Below are 15718 nucleotides of genomic sequence, written 5' to 3'. Positions count from 1 at the left end.
CTTGCAGTAGCTCATTAGAGGTTTAATTCGATGTCGAGCATCGTTGGTTTCGTAAAGCGCCTGGAGGATTTCTTCTTCCGTTATCGGGCAGCGACCCTGCTGGTTCTGCTGGTCCTCACCGTCGCCATGGGCGTCCTCGCCTCGCGCCTGCACATGTCGGCCGGTTTCGACAAGCAGTTGCCGATCGGCCATGAATACACCGATACCTTTTTCAAATACCGCACCCAGCTTTTCGGCTCCAACCGCATCATGGTTGTCGTCCGGGCCCGCGACGGCAACATCTGGACGCCGGCTTCGCTGAAGAAGCTGCACGAAGTCACCGAGGCCGTGCTCTATCTGCCGGGTGTCGACCGGCGTTCGGTGCAATCGCTGTGGACGCCGAATACCCGGGTTTATGAACTGACCGAGGAAGGCTTTCAGGCCGAAGACGTGATCGGCGGCACGGTGACGCCGGAGGCGCTCGACGCCGCCAAGATCGACGTCATCCGCGACCGGGCCGGGCGAGGCGGCTACACCGGCAGTCTGGTGGCCAACGACGGCAGCGCCGCGATGATCGTCGCCGACCTGCTGGAAGAAGATCCCGGGACGCACGAACAGCTCGATTACCTGGCGCTGGCTGACAAGCTGGAGAAGGACATTCGCGGCAAGCTGGAAACGCCCGAACACGAAATCGAGATCGTCGGCTTCGCCAAGCAGATCGGCGACATCGCCGATGGTGCCAAGGGCGTCGCCGGCTTTTTTGCGCTGGCCACGCTGCTCACCGCGCTGGCCGTCTATTGGTACTGCCGCTCGATCCTGCTGACGCTGTTGCCGATCTTCTGCTCGATGGTTTCCGTCGTCTGGCAGTTCGGCACGCTGACCCTGCTCGGCTTCGGTCTCGATCCGCTGGCCATCCTGGTCCCTTTCCTGGTCTTCGCCATCGGCGTCTCGCACGGCGTGCAACAGATCAACGCCATTTCCAAGGCGGTGGCGGCGGGGGCGGACTCCATTTCGGCCGCCCGCGAAAGCTTCTCCAGCCTGTTCATTCCCGGCACGCTGGCGCTGGTCACCGCTTTCGTCGGCTTCATCACGCTGGTCATGATCCCGATTCCGATGATCCGCGAACTCGGCATCGCCGCCTCGATCGGTGTCGGCTACAAGATCATCACCAATCTGATCATGCTGCCGGTCGCCGCTTCCTTCTTCCGTTTCTCGCAGAAATACGCGCTGCATCTGGAAGCCATCCAGAACAAGCGCGGCCTGCTGATCCAGCGTCTCGGCTTCATCGCCGACATCAACCACGCCCGCCTGGTCCTGGTTTCCGCCGTGATCCTGCTCGGCCTCGCCGTCTGGCAGAGCCACGGCCGGCACATCGGCGCGCTTCAGCCCGGCGCGCCCGAGCTGCGCCCCGAGTCGCGCTACAACCAGGACGTCGGCAACATCGTCAAGCGCTTCGATCTCGGCATGGACGTGCTGACCGTGGTCTTCGAGACGCCGAACGATTCCTGCAACAACTTTGAGGTACTCAACTACATCGACCAGTTCAGCCAATACATGGGGCAGGTGCCCGGCGTGCTGTCGGTGCAGTCGTTGTCCGGCCTGGCCAAATTCGCCAATGCCGGGCTCAACGAGGGCAACCCGAAGATGGCCGCGGTGCCGCGCGATACCAAGGCCCTGCAGGTCGCCATCGGCTATCTGCCGGAAGCCGGCGGCCTGTTCAACCGGGCATGCACGATGATGGCGGCCAATATCTACCTCGCCGACCACAAGGCCACGACCATCGAGCCGGCCATCCATGCGGTCAAGGATTTCCGCCTGCGCTACAACCCGGAATCGCTCGGCATGACGGTGCGCCTGGCTTCCGGCAACGTCGGCGTGCTCGCCGCGACGAACGAGGAGGTCGAGGCGCGCGAACTGCCGATGATGCTCTACGTCTATGCCGCGATCATCATTCTGGTGCTGCTCGCCTATCGCGACTGGCGGGCCATGCTGGCTTGCTGCCTGCCGCTGACGCTGGCCACCTTCCTCGGCTACTGGTTCATGAAGAGCCTGGATATCGGGCTGACCGTCGCGACCTTGCCGGTGATGGTGCTGGCCACCGGGATCGGCGTCGATTACGCCTTCTACATCTACAACCGCCTGCTGATCCATCTGGCGCGCGGTGAAGCCATGAAGGAGGCGCTCGAAGGCGCGCTGCGCGAAGTCGGCGTGGCGACCATCTTCACCGCCATCACGCTGTCGGTCGGCGTCGCCACCTGGAGCTTCTCGGAACTCAAGTTCCAGGCCGACATGGGCATCCTGCTGACCTTCATGTTCATGGTGAACATGCTGATGGCCATCACCGTGCTGCCGGCCTTCGCCGTCAAGCTCGACTACCGCTTTCCCCGGCGCGGCCCGGTCAAGGCGCCGGCCATCGGCCACTGAACGGAGTATCGATCGTGAAGATGAAATTCAACGCACTGCTGCTTTCCCTCGCCGCCGTTGTCGCGGTGCCGCTGGTCGCCGCCACCGGCGTCGGCCAGGCCCCGGCCGCCAGCTATTTCAGCAGCGCTCCGCACCTGATCAATCCCGAGAAGGCGCCGATCTATGCGGCGACGACGGCCGGCCAGCGCATCGTCGCGGTTGGCGACTACGGCCTGATCAACCTGTCGGACGACGGCAAGACTTTCCGTCAGGCCAAGGTGCCGACCCGGGCGCCGCTGACCTCGGTGTTCTTTGTCGATGAGCACCGCGGTTGGGCCGTCGGTCACGACGGGACGGTGCTCGGCAGCAGCGATGGCGGTGAAAGCTGGCAGGTGCTGCGCGAAATGCGCGGCCAGGATCAGGTATTGATGTCAGTCTGGTTCGAGAACGCCGAGCATGGGCTGGCCGTCGGCCAGTTCGGCCTGGCCCTGGAAACCCATGATGGCGGCAAGACCTGGACCGAGCGCAGCCTGGTTGCCGGCGAGGCCGGCGAAGGGCATCTGCTGCAACTGGTCCCGGTCGGCAACGGGGTGCTGCTGGTGGCCGGCGAAGCCGGCAGCATTCTTCGTTCGGTCGATGCCGGCGCCCACTGGGTCGCCATCCAGACCGACAACAAGGGTTCCTTCTGGACCGGCGCCGCGCTGGCCGACGGCAGCGTGCTGATGGCCGGCATGCGCGGCCACGTCTATCGCAGCGTCGATCACGGTGAGCATTGGGCGGAAGTGCCGAGCGGCACCCAGCAATCGCTGACCGGCATCAGCCAGCGCCCGGATGGCAGCGTGCGGATCGTCGGCCTGAGCGGCGCCTCATTGCTCAGCAAGGATGGCGGCCAGCATTTCTCGGCCAGCCTGCGCCCGGATCGCGCCGGGCTCACCGCCATTGCCCAGGCGGCCGGCGGCGACCTGCTATTCACCGCGCTGGGCGCCTTGTTCCGCGAATCGTTTTAGTTGTTGGGCGGCGGCCGCAGTCCTGGCGGAGTGCCCGTCAGGCCGGCTGCGCAAGATGTAAACCATAAAAGGAGACAAACAATGAAAGCAACCGAGAATCCACAAGTGAACAGCCGGACCCTTGAATTTCTGGCCCGGCAAAACCACGCCATGCTGATTGACGGCAAATGGGTCGCCGCCCGTTCGGGGCAGACCCTGGATGTCGTCAATCCGGCCAGCGAGGCGGTACTCGGTACCGTGCCGGCGGCCGGCGTCGAAGACGTCGACGCGGCGGTGCAGGCGGCGCGCCGGGCCTTCGTCGCGCCGGCCTGGGCCAAGATGCGTCCCGACCAGCGGCAGCGCCTGCTGCTGCGCTTGGCCGATCTGGTCGAGGAACACGCCAAGACGCTGGCCGAGATTGAATCGCTCGACAACGGCAAGTCGGTGCTGATCGCCGAGGCCGTCGACGTCGCGCTCGCCGCCAGCTATTTCCGCTACATGGCCGGCTGGGCGACCAAGATCGAGGGCAGTACGCTCGACGTGTCGATTCCCTTCGCGCCGCACAACGAGTTCGTCGGCTACACCCGCAAGGAGCCGGTCGGCGTCGTCGGCGCCATCGTCGCCTGGAACTTCCCGCTGCTGCTCGCCGCCTGGAAGCTCGGCCCGGCCCTCGCCACCGGTTGCACGGTGGTGCTCAAGCCGGCCGAGCAGACGCCGCTGTCGGCGCTTTACCTTGGCCAGTTGATCCAGGAAGCCGGCTATCCGGATGGGGTGGTCAATGTCGTCACCGGCGACGGGCCGTCGGCCGGCGCCCCGCTGACCCGCCACCCGGGCGTCAACAAGCTGACCTTCACCGGTTCGACCGAGATCGGCAAGCTGATCGGCAAGGCGGCGATGGATAACATGACCCGCATCACCCTCGAACTGGGCGGCAAGTCGCCGGTCATCGTCCTCGAAGACTGCGATCCCGCGGTTGCCGCGGCGGGCGCGGCGCAGGCCATCTACTTCAATCAGGGCCAGGTGTGCTGTGCCGGTTCGCGGCTCTACGTGCACAAGAAGAATTTCGAGCGCGTCGTCGCCGATCTGGCCGACCACGCCAATGCGCTGAAGATCGGCCACGGCCTCGACCCGCTGACCCAGCTCGGGCCGCTGGTCTCGCGCGAGCAGATGGAACGGGTCTGTTCCTACATCGACATCGGCCGCCAGCAGGGGGCGGAAGTGGTCGCCGGCGGTGGCCGTTCGGGCGATCTCGGTTACTTCGTCAAGCCGACGGTGCTGGCCAAGGTCGATCAGAAGGCCCGCATCGTCCAGGAGGAAATCTTCGGCCCGGTGGTCGTCGCCATGCCCTACGACGATCTCGACGAGGTGGCGGCGCTGGCCAACGACACGCCGTTCGGCCTGGGCGCCAGCATCTGGTCGAACGACCTGGCGCGGGTGCATCGGCTGATTCCCAAGATCAAGTCGGGCACCGTCTGGGTCAATTGCCACAACATGCTCGACCCGGCGCTGCCTTTCGGCGGCTACAAGCAGTCCGGCTTCGGCAAGGAGATGGGGCGCTCGGCGCTCGATGCCTATCTGGAACAGAAATCGGTGCTGATGATGGTCTGAGCGGCGGCGACGCCAACGAAAAAAGGCCCGGCGATTGCTCGTCGGGCCTTTTTTTTGCAGTGTCGCAACGGTGCCTTGGTCGTTACAGCGCGAGCAGCGTCTGGGCGTGGTGGGCCATCATCCATTCTTCGTTGGTCGGAATGACCAGCACATCGACGCTGCTGTTACCGGCGCTGATGAACAGGTCGTGCCGGGCGTTGGCTTCCGGATTCAGCCGGATGCCCAGCCACTCGGACTGCAGGCAGACGCGGCGCCGGACTTCGGCGGCGTGCTCGCCGATGCCGCCAGTGAATACCAGCGCGTCGATGCCGCCGGACGCAGCGGCCAGCGAGCCGAGTTCGCGGGCGATGCGGTAGCAGAACAGGTTGACCGCTTCCTCGGCTTCCGGCTTGTCGGAGGAAAGCAGCGTGCGCATGTCCTGACTGATACCGGACACCCCGAGCAGGCCGGATTCCTTGTAGAGCATCTTGGTCATGTCCTTGACGCTCAGCCCCTTGGTTTCCATCAGGTGCAGGACGACGCCGGGGTCGAGGTTGCCGACGCGGGTGCCCATCACCAGGCCATCGATGGTCGAGAAGCCAAGCGTCGTCGCGACGCATTTGCGATTGACCATAGCCGCCATGCTGGCGCCGTTGCCGAGGTGGGCGACGACGACGCGGCCGTCGGCACGTCGCGAATGCTGCGGCAGGGCGCGGGCGATGTACTCGTAGGACAGGCCGTGGAAACCGTAACGCCTGACGCCTTCGGCGGTGATCGAGCGGGGCAGGCCGAAAATCTGGGCGACATCCGGCTGGCTGCGGTGGAAGGCGGTGTCGAAGCAGGCGACCTGCGGCACCTTCGGCAGCAGCGTTTCCAGGGCGACAATGCCGGCGACGTTGTGCGGCTGGTGCAGCGGGGCGAGCGGGACATAGCTGGTCAGCCGGGTGAGTACATGCGGTGTGATGACGATGGGTTTCGAATAGTGCTCGCCGCCATGCACGACGCGATGGCCGACGGCGACGATTTCCCAGTCGGCGTGGCTGGCGGTGAACCACTTGAGCAGCGCGTCGAAAGCCTGGGTGTGGCTGACTTTCTCGCCGTCCAGCAACTGGTCGGCAATGTGCTCGCCGGCCTTGTTCTTGGCGACCATTTTGGTCGCCTCGGTGCCGATACCGTCAATCTGGCCGGACACTTCGGCTTCCGGAGAAATCGGGTGGGCGAGCGAAAAGAGGGCGAACTTGATGGACGAAGATCCGGCGTTGATCGTCAGAATGCCTTGTTTCATTTTAGGAAATTACCTTTTTACGGTTGGCGTGGGCGACCAGTGCGGCGATGACACAGGAGGCAGTGCGGGTTTCGGCCGTATCGGCGCGGCTGGTCAGGACGATGGGAACGCGCGTGCCGAGGACGATGCCGGCGGTCAGCGCGTTGGCGAGGTATTCGAGTTGCTTGGCGACCATATTGCCGGATTCGAGGTCGGGCACGACAAGAATTTCGGCATGGCCGGCCACCGCCGACTTGATGCCCTTGGTCTTGGCGGCGACGATCGAGACGGCGTTGTCGAAGGCCAGCGGGCCGTCCAGGATGCCGCCCTTGATCTGGCCGCGGTCGGCCATCTTGCACAGCGCGGCGGCATCGAGCGTGGACTGGATTTTCGGATTGACCGTTTCGACTGCCGAGAGGATGGCGACTTTCGGTTCGGGAATGCCGAGGATGTGGGCGAGGTCGATGGCGTTCTGGATGATGTCGACCTTCTCTTCCAGCGTCGGCGCGATATTGATTGCGGCGTCGGTAATCAACAGCGGGCGATGATAGGTCGGCACGTCCATCAAAAAGACGTGGCTGATCCGGCGGCTGGTGCGCAGGCCGTTGGCGCGCGAAACCACTTCGCCCATCAGCTCGTCGGTGTGCAGGCTGCCCTTCATCAGTGCTTCGGCGTCGCCGGTGCGCACCAGCGACACGGCGATGGCCGCCGAATCGTGGCTGTGGGCGGCATTGACGATGCGGATGCCGTGCAGGTCGATGCCGAATTCCTCGGCGACGGCGCGAATCTTCAATTCCGGGCCGACCAGGATGGGTTCGATGATGCCCTCGTGGAAAGCGATTACCGGACCTTTCAGCGATTCGCGGTCGCAAGGATGGGCGACCGCCGTCGGAATCGGTTCCAGGCCTTTGACCCGGGAGAGCAGGTGGGTATAGCGCTCATGCTTGTCGTCGATACGGATCGCCGGCATGTGGATTTCCTGCGTCCGCGACATCTTTTCCGTCGGGGCCAGCACTTCGACCGTGCCGCGAACAACCTGCAGGCCTTCCTGGTTGGTGCACACGCAGTCGAAGACGACATGCTTGTTGTGATCGAATTTTTGTTTGGCGGTCACCGTGATGGTCACCGTGTCGCCGATCGTCACCGGCCGGGCAAAGTGCAGCGTCTGGTCGACCAGGATGGTGCCGGGGCCGGGGAACTGGGTGGCGAGCACCGTCGAGATCAGCGAACCGCTCCACATGCCGTGGGCGATGACTTCGCGAAACATCCCGCTCTCGGAATAGGTCGCATCGGCCAGGCCGGGATTGAAGTCGCCGGTCAGCACGGCGAACAACTTGACATCTTCCGGCATCAGCGTCCGAACCAGGCTGGCCGAGTCGCCGATGCGGATTTCGTTGTAGGTCTTGTTTACCAGATGACGCTGCTCACTGCTCTCGTGCATGTTGTTACTCCCGAAAAACGTTGCGGGCTGGCTAGTCCAATTTGACTAACTGATAGTATAGTATGCTGCACTGCAGCAAACAATGCCGTTGATGTGACATGTCGATCAGAATAGCCCGTGGATATGGCTTGCCAACGGGGCGTGCGCTGCACCATCTGCTGATCGTTGTTGATTTATGGTCGTTGATGAACAGAGGGACGCAGCAAGGTCCCATCACTCGCTTAAGGAAAACAACATGAATACATTTACCGAACCGACCGCCGTTGCCCAAGGCAATCCGGCACTGCCGCTGGCCGGCAAAAAAGGTCTGATTACCGGCATTGCCAACGACAAGTCGATCGCCTTCGCGGTGGCCAAGGCCGTCCGTGCGCTGGGGGCCGACGTCGCGCTAACCTACCAGAACGACAAGACGGCAAAATATACCCAGCCACTGGCCGAATCGATTGGTGCCCGTCTTTTTGAAAAACTCGACGTCACGCAGCCGGGCAGCCTTGAAGCGGTGATCGAGAAGTGCGGCGCCGAATTCGGCCGGCTCGACTTCGCCATTCACTCGATGGCCTTCTGCGAAGCCGACGACCTGCACGGTCGCGTCATCGATACCTCCGAATCCGGTTTCGATGCGGCGATGAACATCTCCTGTCACAGTTTCCTGCGCATGGCCAAGGCGATTGAGCCGCTGATGACCGAAGGCGGTTCGCTGATCACCATGTCTTACCTCGGCGCCGAACGCGTCGTCCGCAATTACGGCGTGATGGGCATCATCAAGGCGGCCCTTGAGTCGGCGGTCCGCTATATGGCCTACGATCTCGGCCCCAAGGGCATCCGCGTTTTTGCCGTTTCGCCCGGCCCGATCATGACGCGCGCCGCCTCCGGCATCGCCCACTTCGACAAGCTGCTCGAATCCGATGCCGTCAAGGCGCCGCTCGGCCACACCGTGACCATCGAAGAAGTCGGCGCGCTGACCGCCTTCCTGTGCACCGCCGGCTCTTCCGGCATGACCGGGCAGACGATCTACGTCGATGCCGGGGCGCATATCGTCGCTTAAGCGGACAAGGGGAGGATGCATAATGAATCCTCCCGTTTTCACTAGCGACGGAGTCTCTGATGGAAATTAATTGCACCGAGCTTCTCCCCGATCCAGTCCCTGATCATCCGCTGCTCGCCGGCCGGAAAGAGATCGGTCGCGGCGAAAGCACCATCGTTCTTGACGGCGACGTCATCGATGGCCAGGAGCGCGTTTTCAAGGTGCTCTCCTCGCCGACCGACTACGCCTACTATACGGCGCCCGACCGGCCGACCGGCACGCATTTCCCCGTCGTCTATGCCGATCACGGGGTCGTCGGGCGGTCCAGTCGCGGTTTCCCGTTCCATATCGTCGAGGTCGAAAAGCTCTATCCGCTGCCAGGCAACGGCGATGCGGCCGAAGTGGCGACCAAACTGAGCGCCTCGTATTTCGATGCCTGCCTGATGTGGCGCAACCTGGCCCAGGACATGGGGCGCATCGCCTTGCACCATCTGGTCGTCACGCCGATGGGCTGGAGCGAAACGGTGCAGCAATCGCTCAAGGCTCTGGAAGGCTTCTCCGATGAATACGGTGCGTTGCCCGACCTGATCAAGGCGGACAACCTGATGATGCGCAAGGATGGAACACTGGTCTTCTCCGATCCGGTATTCATGGAATAAGCCATGCCGATCAGTCAGGTTTGTTATACCTCACGCTTGCGGGCCGAAGCGCTGGTTGCCAATGGGCATACCGCGGTGATCTCGATCACCGATCCGGGAACGCCCGATGCCCGGCTGGCCGTCGGTTTCAAGGATATTCTGCGGCTGTCGTTTTTCGACGCCGTGCCGGCTGACGAATACCTGCCGGCGCCGATGCTCGGCATGTTCGATCACCTGATGGCGCGGCGGATCGGCAGCTTTGTCAGCGAGCAGCATGCCGCTCCCGGCGATATCGTGGTCATCGTTCATTGCGAGTATGGCGTCAGCCGTTCGGCGGCGGTCGCGCTCTTTGTCGAGGCCTATGCGTCGGCGCCGTTGGTCGCCCGCGAGTTCGCCTATGACGCCAATCAATGGGTGGTCGATCAGTTATTGCGTCAGTACCCCGATCTGTATATCGAGATTCCCTCGCTAGCCGAAGTCGAGGAGCGCCGCGCCGAATTTCGCGCCGCCGCCATTCCCGCCGGCAACGGCGAAAACCTGATGGGCGGTTGATCTTCGACAACAGGCTGTAACGATTTGGTGCTACGCTTTCTCTCGTCATAAGTCTTTGTCGGGAGGTCGTCGTGGCACTGAACGATAGGCACGCAGAAGCAGTTGCCGGGATTGTCGACCGGGTGGTTACCCGTTACCGGCGCGATCCCACCTGTATGGTGCAGATCCTGCGCGAAGTGCAGGAAGCCTGCGACTGGATTTCCCCGGAAGCGATCGATCGCCTGCAGGCGACGCTGGGCGTCCCGCGCACCAAGATCGAGGGCGTCGCCGGGTTCTATTCCTTCCTCTATCTCCAGCCGCGCGGCAAGTACCGAATACTCTTTTCCGACAACATCACCGACCGCATGCATGGTAATCTGACGCTGATGGAGCGCCTGTGCAGCAGCTTGTGGATAGAGCCGGGCAAGGTTTCGGAAGATGGCCTGGTCAGCGTCGACAAGACATCGTGTACCGGCATGTGCGATCAGGGGCCGGCGCTGCTGGTCAATAACCTGGCGATAACCCGCTTGAGCGAAGCGCGCATCGACGAAATCGCCGAACTGGTGCGCAGCAATACCCCGCTGGCCGAATGGCCGGCCGATTATTTCACGGTCGAAGATCACATCCGCCTGCCGGATATCCTGCTCGGCTCGCAGATGGCGCCGGGCGATGCGCTGCGCGCGGCCCACGGGCGTGCGCCGAGCGACGGCCTGATGTCCTCCAACATGCGCTCCTGGCGCGAAGGATTGCCGACCGGTCTGGGTGGCCCGGCGGCGATGCTCGACGAAATCAAGCGGGCCAACCTGCGCGGTCGCGGTGGCGCCGGCTTTACCACCGGCCTGAAATGGGAGGCCTGTCGCAACGCCCCGTTGAAGTCCGGGCAACAGCGTTTTGTCGTCTGCAACGCCGATGAAGGCGAACCCGGCACTTTCAAGGACCGCGTGCTGCTGACTTCCTATGCCGATCTGGTTTTCGAAGGCATGACGGCGGCCGCCTACTCGGTCGGCGCCCGGCGGGGTTTTCTCTACTTGCGCGGCGAATACCGTTATCTGCTGGAACCGCTCAATGCCGTGCTCGAGCGCCGGCGCAAGGAGGGGCTGCTGGGGGCCGATATTCTCGGTATTCCGGGGGCCGATTTCGATATCGAGATTCACCTCGGGGCCGGCGCCTATGTTTGCGGCGAAGAATCGGCCCTGATCGAATCGCTGGAAGGCAAGCGCGGTACGCCGCGCAACCGGCCGCCGTTCCCGGTGACCAACGGTTATCTCGACCAGCCGACCATCGTCAATAACGTCGAAACCTTTGCCGCGGCGGCGCTCATCGCGCTGAAGGGGGGCGAGTGGTATGCCAGCATCGGGACCAAGCATTCGGCCGGCACCAAGGTCTTGTCGGTGTCCGGCGATTGCGAGCGGCCGGGACTCTACGAATACCCCTTCGGGGTCAGCATCCGCCAGGTTCTGGCCGACTGCGGCGCCCGGGATACGCAGGCCGTGCAGGTCAGCGGCCCGTCCGGCATCTGCGTCGGGCCGGCCGAATTCGACCGGACCATCGGCTTCGAGGATATTCCGACGGCCGGAGCCTTCACTATTTTCGACAACAGCCGCGACATGTTCGAAGTCGCCCGCAACTACGTGCACTTCTTCCAGCACGAAAGCTGCGGCTTCTGCACACCGTGTCGGGTCGGCACGGCGCTGCTCAAGAACCTGATGGACAAGCTGCACAATGGCTGCGGGTCGCCCTACGATTTCGCCGAAATCGAAAAAATGAACCAGTTGCTGCAATCGACCAGTCATTGCGGTCTCGGGCATACCGCCTGCAACCCGGTGCTCGACACCATCGAAAAATTCCGGCCGGCCTACGAAAAGCGCATGACGCGCAAGGACTTCGCGCCGGCCTTCGATCTTGACCAGGCGCTGGCGGCCGCCCGGCAGATGACCGGGCGCGACGATCCCGGGGCGCACATCATCGCTGAAGAATTTGGGGAGGGTTCGGCATGAGCCATACGTTCACACTGGATGGCAAGACCATTTCCTTCGAGGAAGGGCAGACCATCATGCAGGCCGCCACCAAGGCCGGGGTGTTCATTCCGCACCTGTGCTATCACCCGGAATTCAAGCCGCATGGCTCGTGCAAGCTATGCACCGTCAAGGTCAATGGCCGGCAGACGGCTTCCTGCACGATGCGGGCGATTGCCGGCATGGTGGTCGAAAGCGACACCCCGGAAATCAACGACGAACGACGGACGCTGACCCAGATGCTGTTCGTCGAAGGCAACCATTTCTGCCCGTCGTGCGAGAAGAGCGGCAACTGCCAGTTACAGGCCACGGCCTACCATCTGGGCATGATGTCGCCGCATTTCGATCACTTTTTCCCGGATCGACCGGTCGATGCCTCGCATCCCGAGGTGCTGCTCGATTTCAACCGCTGCATTCTCTGTTCGCTGTGCGTGCGGGCCAGCCGCGATGTCGATGGCAAGAATGTCTTTGCGCTGTCCGGGCGCGGCATCGATACGCACCTGATCGTTAACGCCAAATCCGGCCAACTGGCCGACACCAATTTCACCTTGCACGACAAGGCGGCGCAGGTCTGTCCGGTCGGGGTCATCCTGAAGAAGCGCGAGGGCTTTGCCGTGCCGATCGGCGAACGCAGCTACGACAAGCAGCCGATTTCGGCGACGGTCGAGGCCAAGCAGGAGGGCTATTGACATGACCGCGCCCAAGAAAAAGCTGAAAGTGGCGACGACCTCGCTGGCCGGCTGTTTCGGCTGTCACATGTCGCTCCTCGATATCGACGAACGGCTGTTCACGCTGCTCGAACACATCGAGTTCGACCGCTCGCCGCTGACCGACATCAAGGAGGTCAGTCCCGATTGCGATATCGGCATCATCGAAGGCGGCCTGTGCAATGCTGAGAACGTCCATGTGCTGCGCGACTTCCGCAAGAACTGCAAGATCCTGATCGCCCTCGGGGCCTGTGCGATCAATGGCGGCTTGCCGGCCCAGCGCAATCACCTGCCGCTGACGACCATCCTGGAAGAGGTCTATCACACCAGTCCGGGCGTATCGAACGGCATGATTCCGAATGACCCGGAGCTGCCTTTGCCGCTCGACCAGGTGCACCCGATCCATGAGGTCGTCAAGATCGATTACTTCATCCCCGGTTGCCCGCCTTCGGCCGAAGCGATCTGGAAAGTGCTGACCGATCTGCTGGCCGGCCGCGAGCCGGAACTCGGCCACGGCTTGATGCATTACGACTGAATCCAGGGCGTCTTTGTGTCCTCGACCGAAGACCTCATGGATTAGGAGATTTGAATGAGCTACCAACTGGAAACTGCCGAACATCCCGAAATGCTTCGCCGCGTGGCGATTGACCCCGTTTCGCGGGTCGAGGGCCACGGCAAGGTGACGATTCTGCTCGACGACCAGAACAAGGTGCATCAGGTGCGCCTGCATATCGTCGAGTTCCGCGGCTTTGAAAAATTCATCCAGGGCCGACCGTATTGGGAAGTGCCGGTGATGGTTCAGCGCCTGTGCGGCATTTGCCCGGTGTCGCATCATCTGGCCGCCTCCAAGGCGCTCGATATCATCGTCGGCGCCAAGAAGCTGACGCCGGCCGCCGAGAAGCTGCGTCGCCTGATGCATTACGGCCAGATGCTGCAGTCGCACGCGCTGCATTTCTTCCATCTCTGCTCGCCGGACCTGCTGTTCGGTTTCGACAGCGACGTCACCCGGCGCAATATCGTCGGCGTCGCTGCCGCCCATCCGGAAATCGCCAAGCGCGGCGTCCTGCTCCGCAAGTTCGGCCAGGAGGTGATCCGCGTCACTGCCGGCAAGCGGGTGCATGGCACCGGAGCGGTGCCGGGCGGCATGAACAAGTCGCTGACCATTGCCGAACGGGATGAACTGCTCAAGGACATCTATCACATCGTCGCCTGGTCGCGCGATGCGGTGCATCTGATCCAGAAGGTGCATACGCAGGATCCGGGTCTGTACAACAGTTTCGGCATCTTCCGCTCGAACTTCATGTCACTGGTCGGCCACAACGGCGATCTCGACTTCTACCACGGCACGCTGCGTGCCCGCGACGACAACGGCAAGCTGATTTTCGACGGTGTCGATTATCAGGAATACGACCGTTACATCGATGAAGAGGTCCGCTCGTGGAGCTACATGAAGTTCCCGTATTTCCGTTCGCTGGGCAAGGAGCACGGCTGGTACAAGGTTGGGCCGCTGGCCCGGGTGCAGAACTGCAACCAGATTTCGACGCCGTTCGCCGAGCACGAGCGCAAGGAATTCGTCGATTACGCCGGCGGTACGCCGATGCACGCGCCGCTGGCCTATCACTGGACGCGGATGATTGAGATGCTGCATGCGGCGGAAGTGATCAAGGAACTGCTGCATGACGACGATCTGCTGAGCAACGATCTGATGGTCGAAGGCGAACGACAGATGGAGGGCGTCGGCGTCATCGAGGCGCCGCGCGGCACCTTGTTTCACCACTACCGAGTCGATGAAAACGACCTGATCACGATGGCCAACCTGATCGTCTCGACGACCAATAACAATCAGGCGATGAACGAGGCTGTCCGCCATGTCGCGCGTCGCTACCTGCATGGCCACGAAGTGACGGAAGGCCTGCTCAATCACATCGAAGTCGCCATCCGCGCCTTCGATCCCTGCCTGTCCTGCGCCACGCACGCCCTGGGCAAGATGCCGCTGGCCGTCGAGCTGGTCGATGCGGAAGGGCTGTTGATTCACTCGCTGAGCCGCGCATGAGCGCGCCGGTCGTCGTCTTCGCCGTCGGTAACCCGAGTCGTGGCGACGACGCCATCGGGCCGGTGCTCTGCGGGCGATTGGCCTGCTGGCTCGAAGCGGCTGGCCTGGCGGCGCAGTTCGAACTGATCGAGGACTTCCAGTTGCAGATCGAACATGTCCTCGATCTGCAAGGCCGGCAACTGGCCATGTTCATCGATGCCGGGATCGACACCGGGGCGCCCTTTACCTTTCAGCGGATCGTCCCGGCCACCGGCATCGCCCACACCACGCACGAACTGCCACCGGAGGCCGTGCTCCAGGTGTTCCGCCAGACCGAAGAGGCCGACCCGCCGCCGGCCTTCACGCTGTGCATTCGCGGTGAGCAATTCGAACTGGGCGAGCCATTGACCGCTACGGCTGAAAATCGTCTCGAGCAGGCTTTCGGTTTGCTCGAACAACTCTGCCGCAACCCGGATCCGGCGTCCTGGGAGGCCATGGTGGTCAGTGCGCAGGAGGGCGTTCGCGTTGCCGAAATGGCCTGAACGCCAATTGAAATATCGGATTTTTTGGGTTGCTCGCTGATGATTTCCCGGTTGCAAAAATGTTTGATCCTGTTGGCGCTACTGCTCACGACGGCTTGCGCCAGTTACGATGGCCGCGGGCTGCAGCCCGGCGTGGCGAATGTCGCCGACGTGGTCGGTCAAATGGGCGAGCCGGCGATGCGCTGGCGGAACAGCGACGGTAGCGAGCAATTGGCTTTTCCCCGCGGTCCGGCCGGAACCCATACCTATATGGCGTTTTTTGCCCCGGATGGCCGGTTGCTGCGGATCGAAAACGTCCTTGAGTCGCGCCATTTTGGACAGATCGTCGCCGGCCGCGATGATCAGGCCGCCATCCTGCGCCTGCTTGGCCCGCCCAATCCGGCGTGGACCGCCTATTTCGAAGCACGCAACGAACTGGTCTGGGAGTGGCTGTTCTGCGATGACTGGAGCACCATGGCGCGCTTCGATGTGTTGTTCGACGGGACGTCCGGCATCGTTCGGACGACCTATCAACGGCCCGATCTGCGTGGCCCGGACAGCAGCGCACCATCCTGTGGCCGTTGACCGGC

The 15718-nt window shown here is 62.8% G+C and carries 14 protein-coding genes; 12 read left to right on the top strand and 2 right to left on the bottom strand.

Features of this window, described 5'->3' with window-relative positions; translation table 11 throughout:
* Positions 1 to 30 precede the first annotated feature (30 nt).
* From KI611_RS16670 to KI611_RS16660, 3 genes are all read left to right on the top strand, one after another.
* Positions 31 to 2403, top strand: coding sequence for an efflux RND transporter permease subunit (locus KI611_RS16670; protein WP_226416772.1), 2373 nt, complete (start codon positions 31 to 33; stop codon positions 2401 to 2403).
* Positions 2404 to 2423: 20 nt separating this feature from the next.
* On the top strand, positions 2424 to 3389 hold the full coding sequence (locus KI611_RS16665) for a WD40/YVTN/BNR-like repeat-containing protein (RefSeq protein ID WP_226419937.1): 966 nt from the start codon (positions 2424 to 2426) through the stop codon (positions 3387 to 3389).
* An 81-nt stretch (positions 3390 to 3470) separates the two neighbouring features.
* Positions 3471 to 4976 (top strand): aldehyde dehydrogenase family protein, encoded by a 1506-nt coding sequence (locus tag KI611_RS16660; protein WP_226416771.1) that lies wholly within the window; start codon positions 3471 to 3473, stop codon positions 4974 to 4976.
* 82 nt (positions 4977 to 5058) lie between these two features.
* On the opposite strand, the gene KI611_RS16655 is transcribed toward KI611_RS16660, so the two are convergent.
* Both KI611_RS16655 and KI611_RS16650 read right to left on the bottom strand, forming a co-directional pair.
* The gene (locus KI611_RS16655; RefSeq protein WP_226416770.1) at positions 5059 to 6240 is read right to left on the bottom strand and encodes an acetate/propionate family kinase; all 1182 of its coding nucleotides are present in this window, start codon (positions 6238 to 6240) and stop codon (positions 5059 to 5061) included.
* A gap of 1 nt (position 6241) precedes the next feature.
* Positions 6242 to 7660, bottom strand: a complete 1419-nt coding sequence (locus KI611_RS16650; protein ID WP_226416769.1) for a bifunctional enoyl-CoA hydratase/phosphate acetyltransferase — start codon at positions 7658 to 7660, stop codon at positions 6242 to 6244.
* A gap of 235 nt (positions 7661 to 7895) precedes the next feature.
* Between KI611_RS16650 and fabI the strand changes: the two genes are divergently transcribed.
* From fabI to KI611_RS16605, 9 genes are all read left to right on the top strand, one after another.
* Positions 7896 to 8705 carry an enoyl-ACP reductase FabI gene (fabI, locus tag KI611_RS16645; RefSeq protein ID WP_226416768.1) on the top strand — a complete coding sequence of 270 codons (810 nt, stop codon included), beginning with the start codon at positions 7896 to 7898 and terminating at the stop codon, positions 8703 to 8705.
* A gap of 59 nt (positions 8706 to 8764) precedes the next feature.
* On the top strand, positions 8765 to 9343 hold the full coding sequence (locus tag KI611_RS16640) for a hypothetical protein (RefSeq protein WP_226416767.1): 579 nt from the start codon (positions 8765 to 8767) through the stop codon (positions 9341 to 9343).
* Between the two features lie 3 nt (positions 9344 to 9346).
* Positions 9347 to 9874, top strand: a complete 528-nt coding sequence (locus tag KI611_RS16635) for a hypothetical protein (RefSeq protein WP_226416766.1) — start codon at positions 9347 to 9349, stop codon at positions 9872 to 9874.
* Positions 9875 to 9945: 71 nt separating this feature from the next.
* On the top strand, positions 9946 to 11850 hold the full coding sequence (locus tag KI611_RS16630) for an NAD(P)H-dependent oxidoreductase subunit E (RefSeq protein WP_226416765.1): 1905 nt from the start codon (positions 9946 to 9948) through the stop codon (positions 11848 to 11850).
* Entirely contained in the window at positions 11847 to 12557 is a 711-nt protein-coding gene (locus tag KI611_RS16625; RefSeq protein ID WP_226416764.1) for a 2Fe-2S iron-sulfur cluster-binding protein, read from the top strand. The genes KI611_RS16630 and KI611_RS16625 overlap by 4 nt, the downstream gene beginning before the upstream one ends.
* 1 nt (position 12558) lies before the next feature.
* The gene (locus tag KI611_RS16620; RefSeq protein WP_226416763.1) at positions 12559 to 13110 is read left to right on the top strand and encodes an NADP oxidoreductase; all 552 of its coding nucleotides are present in this window, start codon (positions 12559 to 12561) and stop codon (positions 13108 to 13110) included.
* 54 nt (positions 13111 to 13164) lie between these two features.
* Positions 13165 to 14628 carry a Ni/Fe hydrogenase subunit alpha gene (locus KI611_RS16615; protein ID WP_319002305.1) on the top strand — a complete coding sequence of 488 codons (1464 nt, stop codon included), beginning with the start codon at positions 13165 to 13167 and terminating at the stop codon, positions 14626 to 14628.
* A complete protein-coding gene (locus KI611_RS16610; protein ID WP_226416762.1) occupies positions 14625 to 15149 on the top strand; it encodes a hydrogenase maturation protease in 525 nt (174 codons plus the stop codon). The genes KI611_RS16615 and KI611_RS16610 overlap by 4 nt, the downstream gene beginning before the upstream one ends.
* Positions 15150 to 15221: 72 nt before the next feature.
* Complete coding sequence (locus KI611_RS16605) at positions 15222 to 15713, top strand: hypothetical protein (RefSeq protein ID WP_226416761.1); 492 nt, start codon at positions 15222 to 15224, stop codon at positions 15711 to 15713.
* The last annotated feature ends 5 nt before the right edge of the window (positions 15714 to 15718 follow it).

It is taken from the genome of Dechloromonas denitrificans, from assembly GCF_020510685.1.
Lineage (GTDB): Bacteria > Pseudomonadota > Gammaproteobacteria > Burkholderiales > Rhodocyclaceae > Azonexus > Azonexus denitrificans_A.
Note: the sequence above shows the minus strand (reverse complement) of the source record. Positions and strands in the feature narration are given on the sequence as shown.

Coding starts and splice junctions, on each gene's coding strand:
- KI611_RS16665 (WP_226419937.1), top strand. CDS start 2,424: ATGAAATTCAACGCACTGCTGCTTTCCCTCGCCGCCGTTGTCGCGGTG.
- KI611_RS16650 (WP_226416769.1), bottom strand. CDS start 7,660: ATGCACGAGAGCAGTGAGCAGCGTCATCTGGTAAACAAGACCTACAAC.
- KI611_RS16620 (WP_226416763.1), top strand. CDS start 12,559: ATGACCGCGCCCAAGAAAAAGCTGAAAGTGGCGACGACCTCGCTGGCC.
- KI611_RS16610 (WP_226416762.1), top strand. CDS start 14,625: ATGAGCGCGCCGGTCGTCGTCTTCGCCGTCGGTAACCCGAGTCGTGGC.
- KI611_RS16655 (WP_226416770.1), bottom strand. CDS start 6,240: ATGAAACAAGGCATTCTGACGATCAACGCCGGATCTTCGTCCATCAAG.
- KI611_RS16640 (WP_226416767.1), top strand. CDS start 8,765: ATGGAAATTAATTGCACCGAGCTTCTCCCCGATCCAGTCCCTGATCAT.
- KI611_RS16615 (WP_319002305.1), top strand. CDS start 13,165: ATGAGCTACCAACTGGAAACTGCCGAACATCCCGAAATGCTTCGCCGC.
- KI611_RS16635 (WP_226416766.1), top strand. CDS start 9,347: ATGCCGATCAGTCAGGTTTGTTATACCTCACGCTTGCGGGCCGAAGCG.
- KI611_RS16670 (WP_226416772.1), top strand. CDS start 31: ATGTCGAGCATCGTTGGTTTCGTAAAGCGCCTGGAGGATTTCTTCTTC.
- fabI (WP_226416768.1), top strand. CDS start 7,896: ATGAATACATTTACCGAACCGACCGCCGTTGCCCAAGGCAATCCGGCA.
- KI611_RS16660 (WP_226416771.1), top strand. CDS start 3,471: ATGAAAGCAACCGAGAATCCACAAGTGAACAGCCGGACCCTTGAATTT.
- KI611_RS16625 (WP_226416764.1), top strand. CDS start 11,847: ATGAGCCATACGTTCACACTGGATGGCAAGACCATTTCCTTCGAGGAA.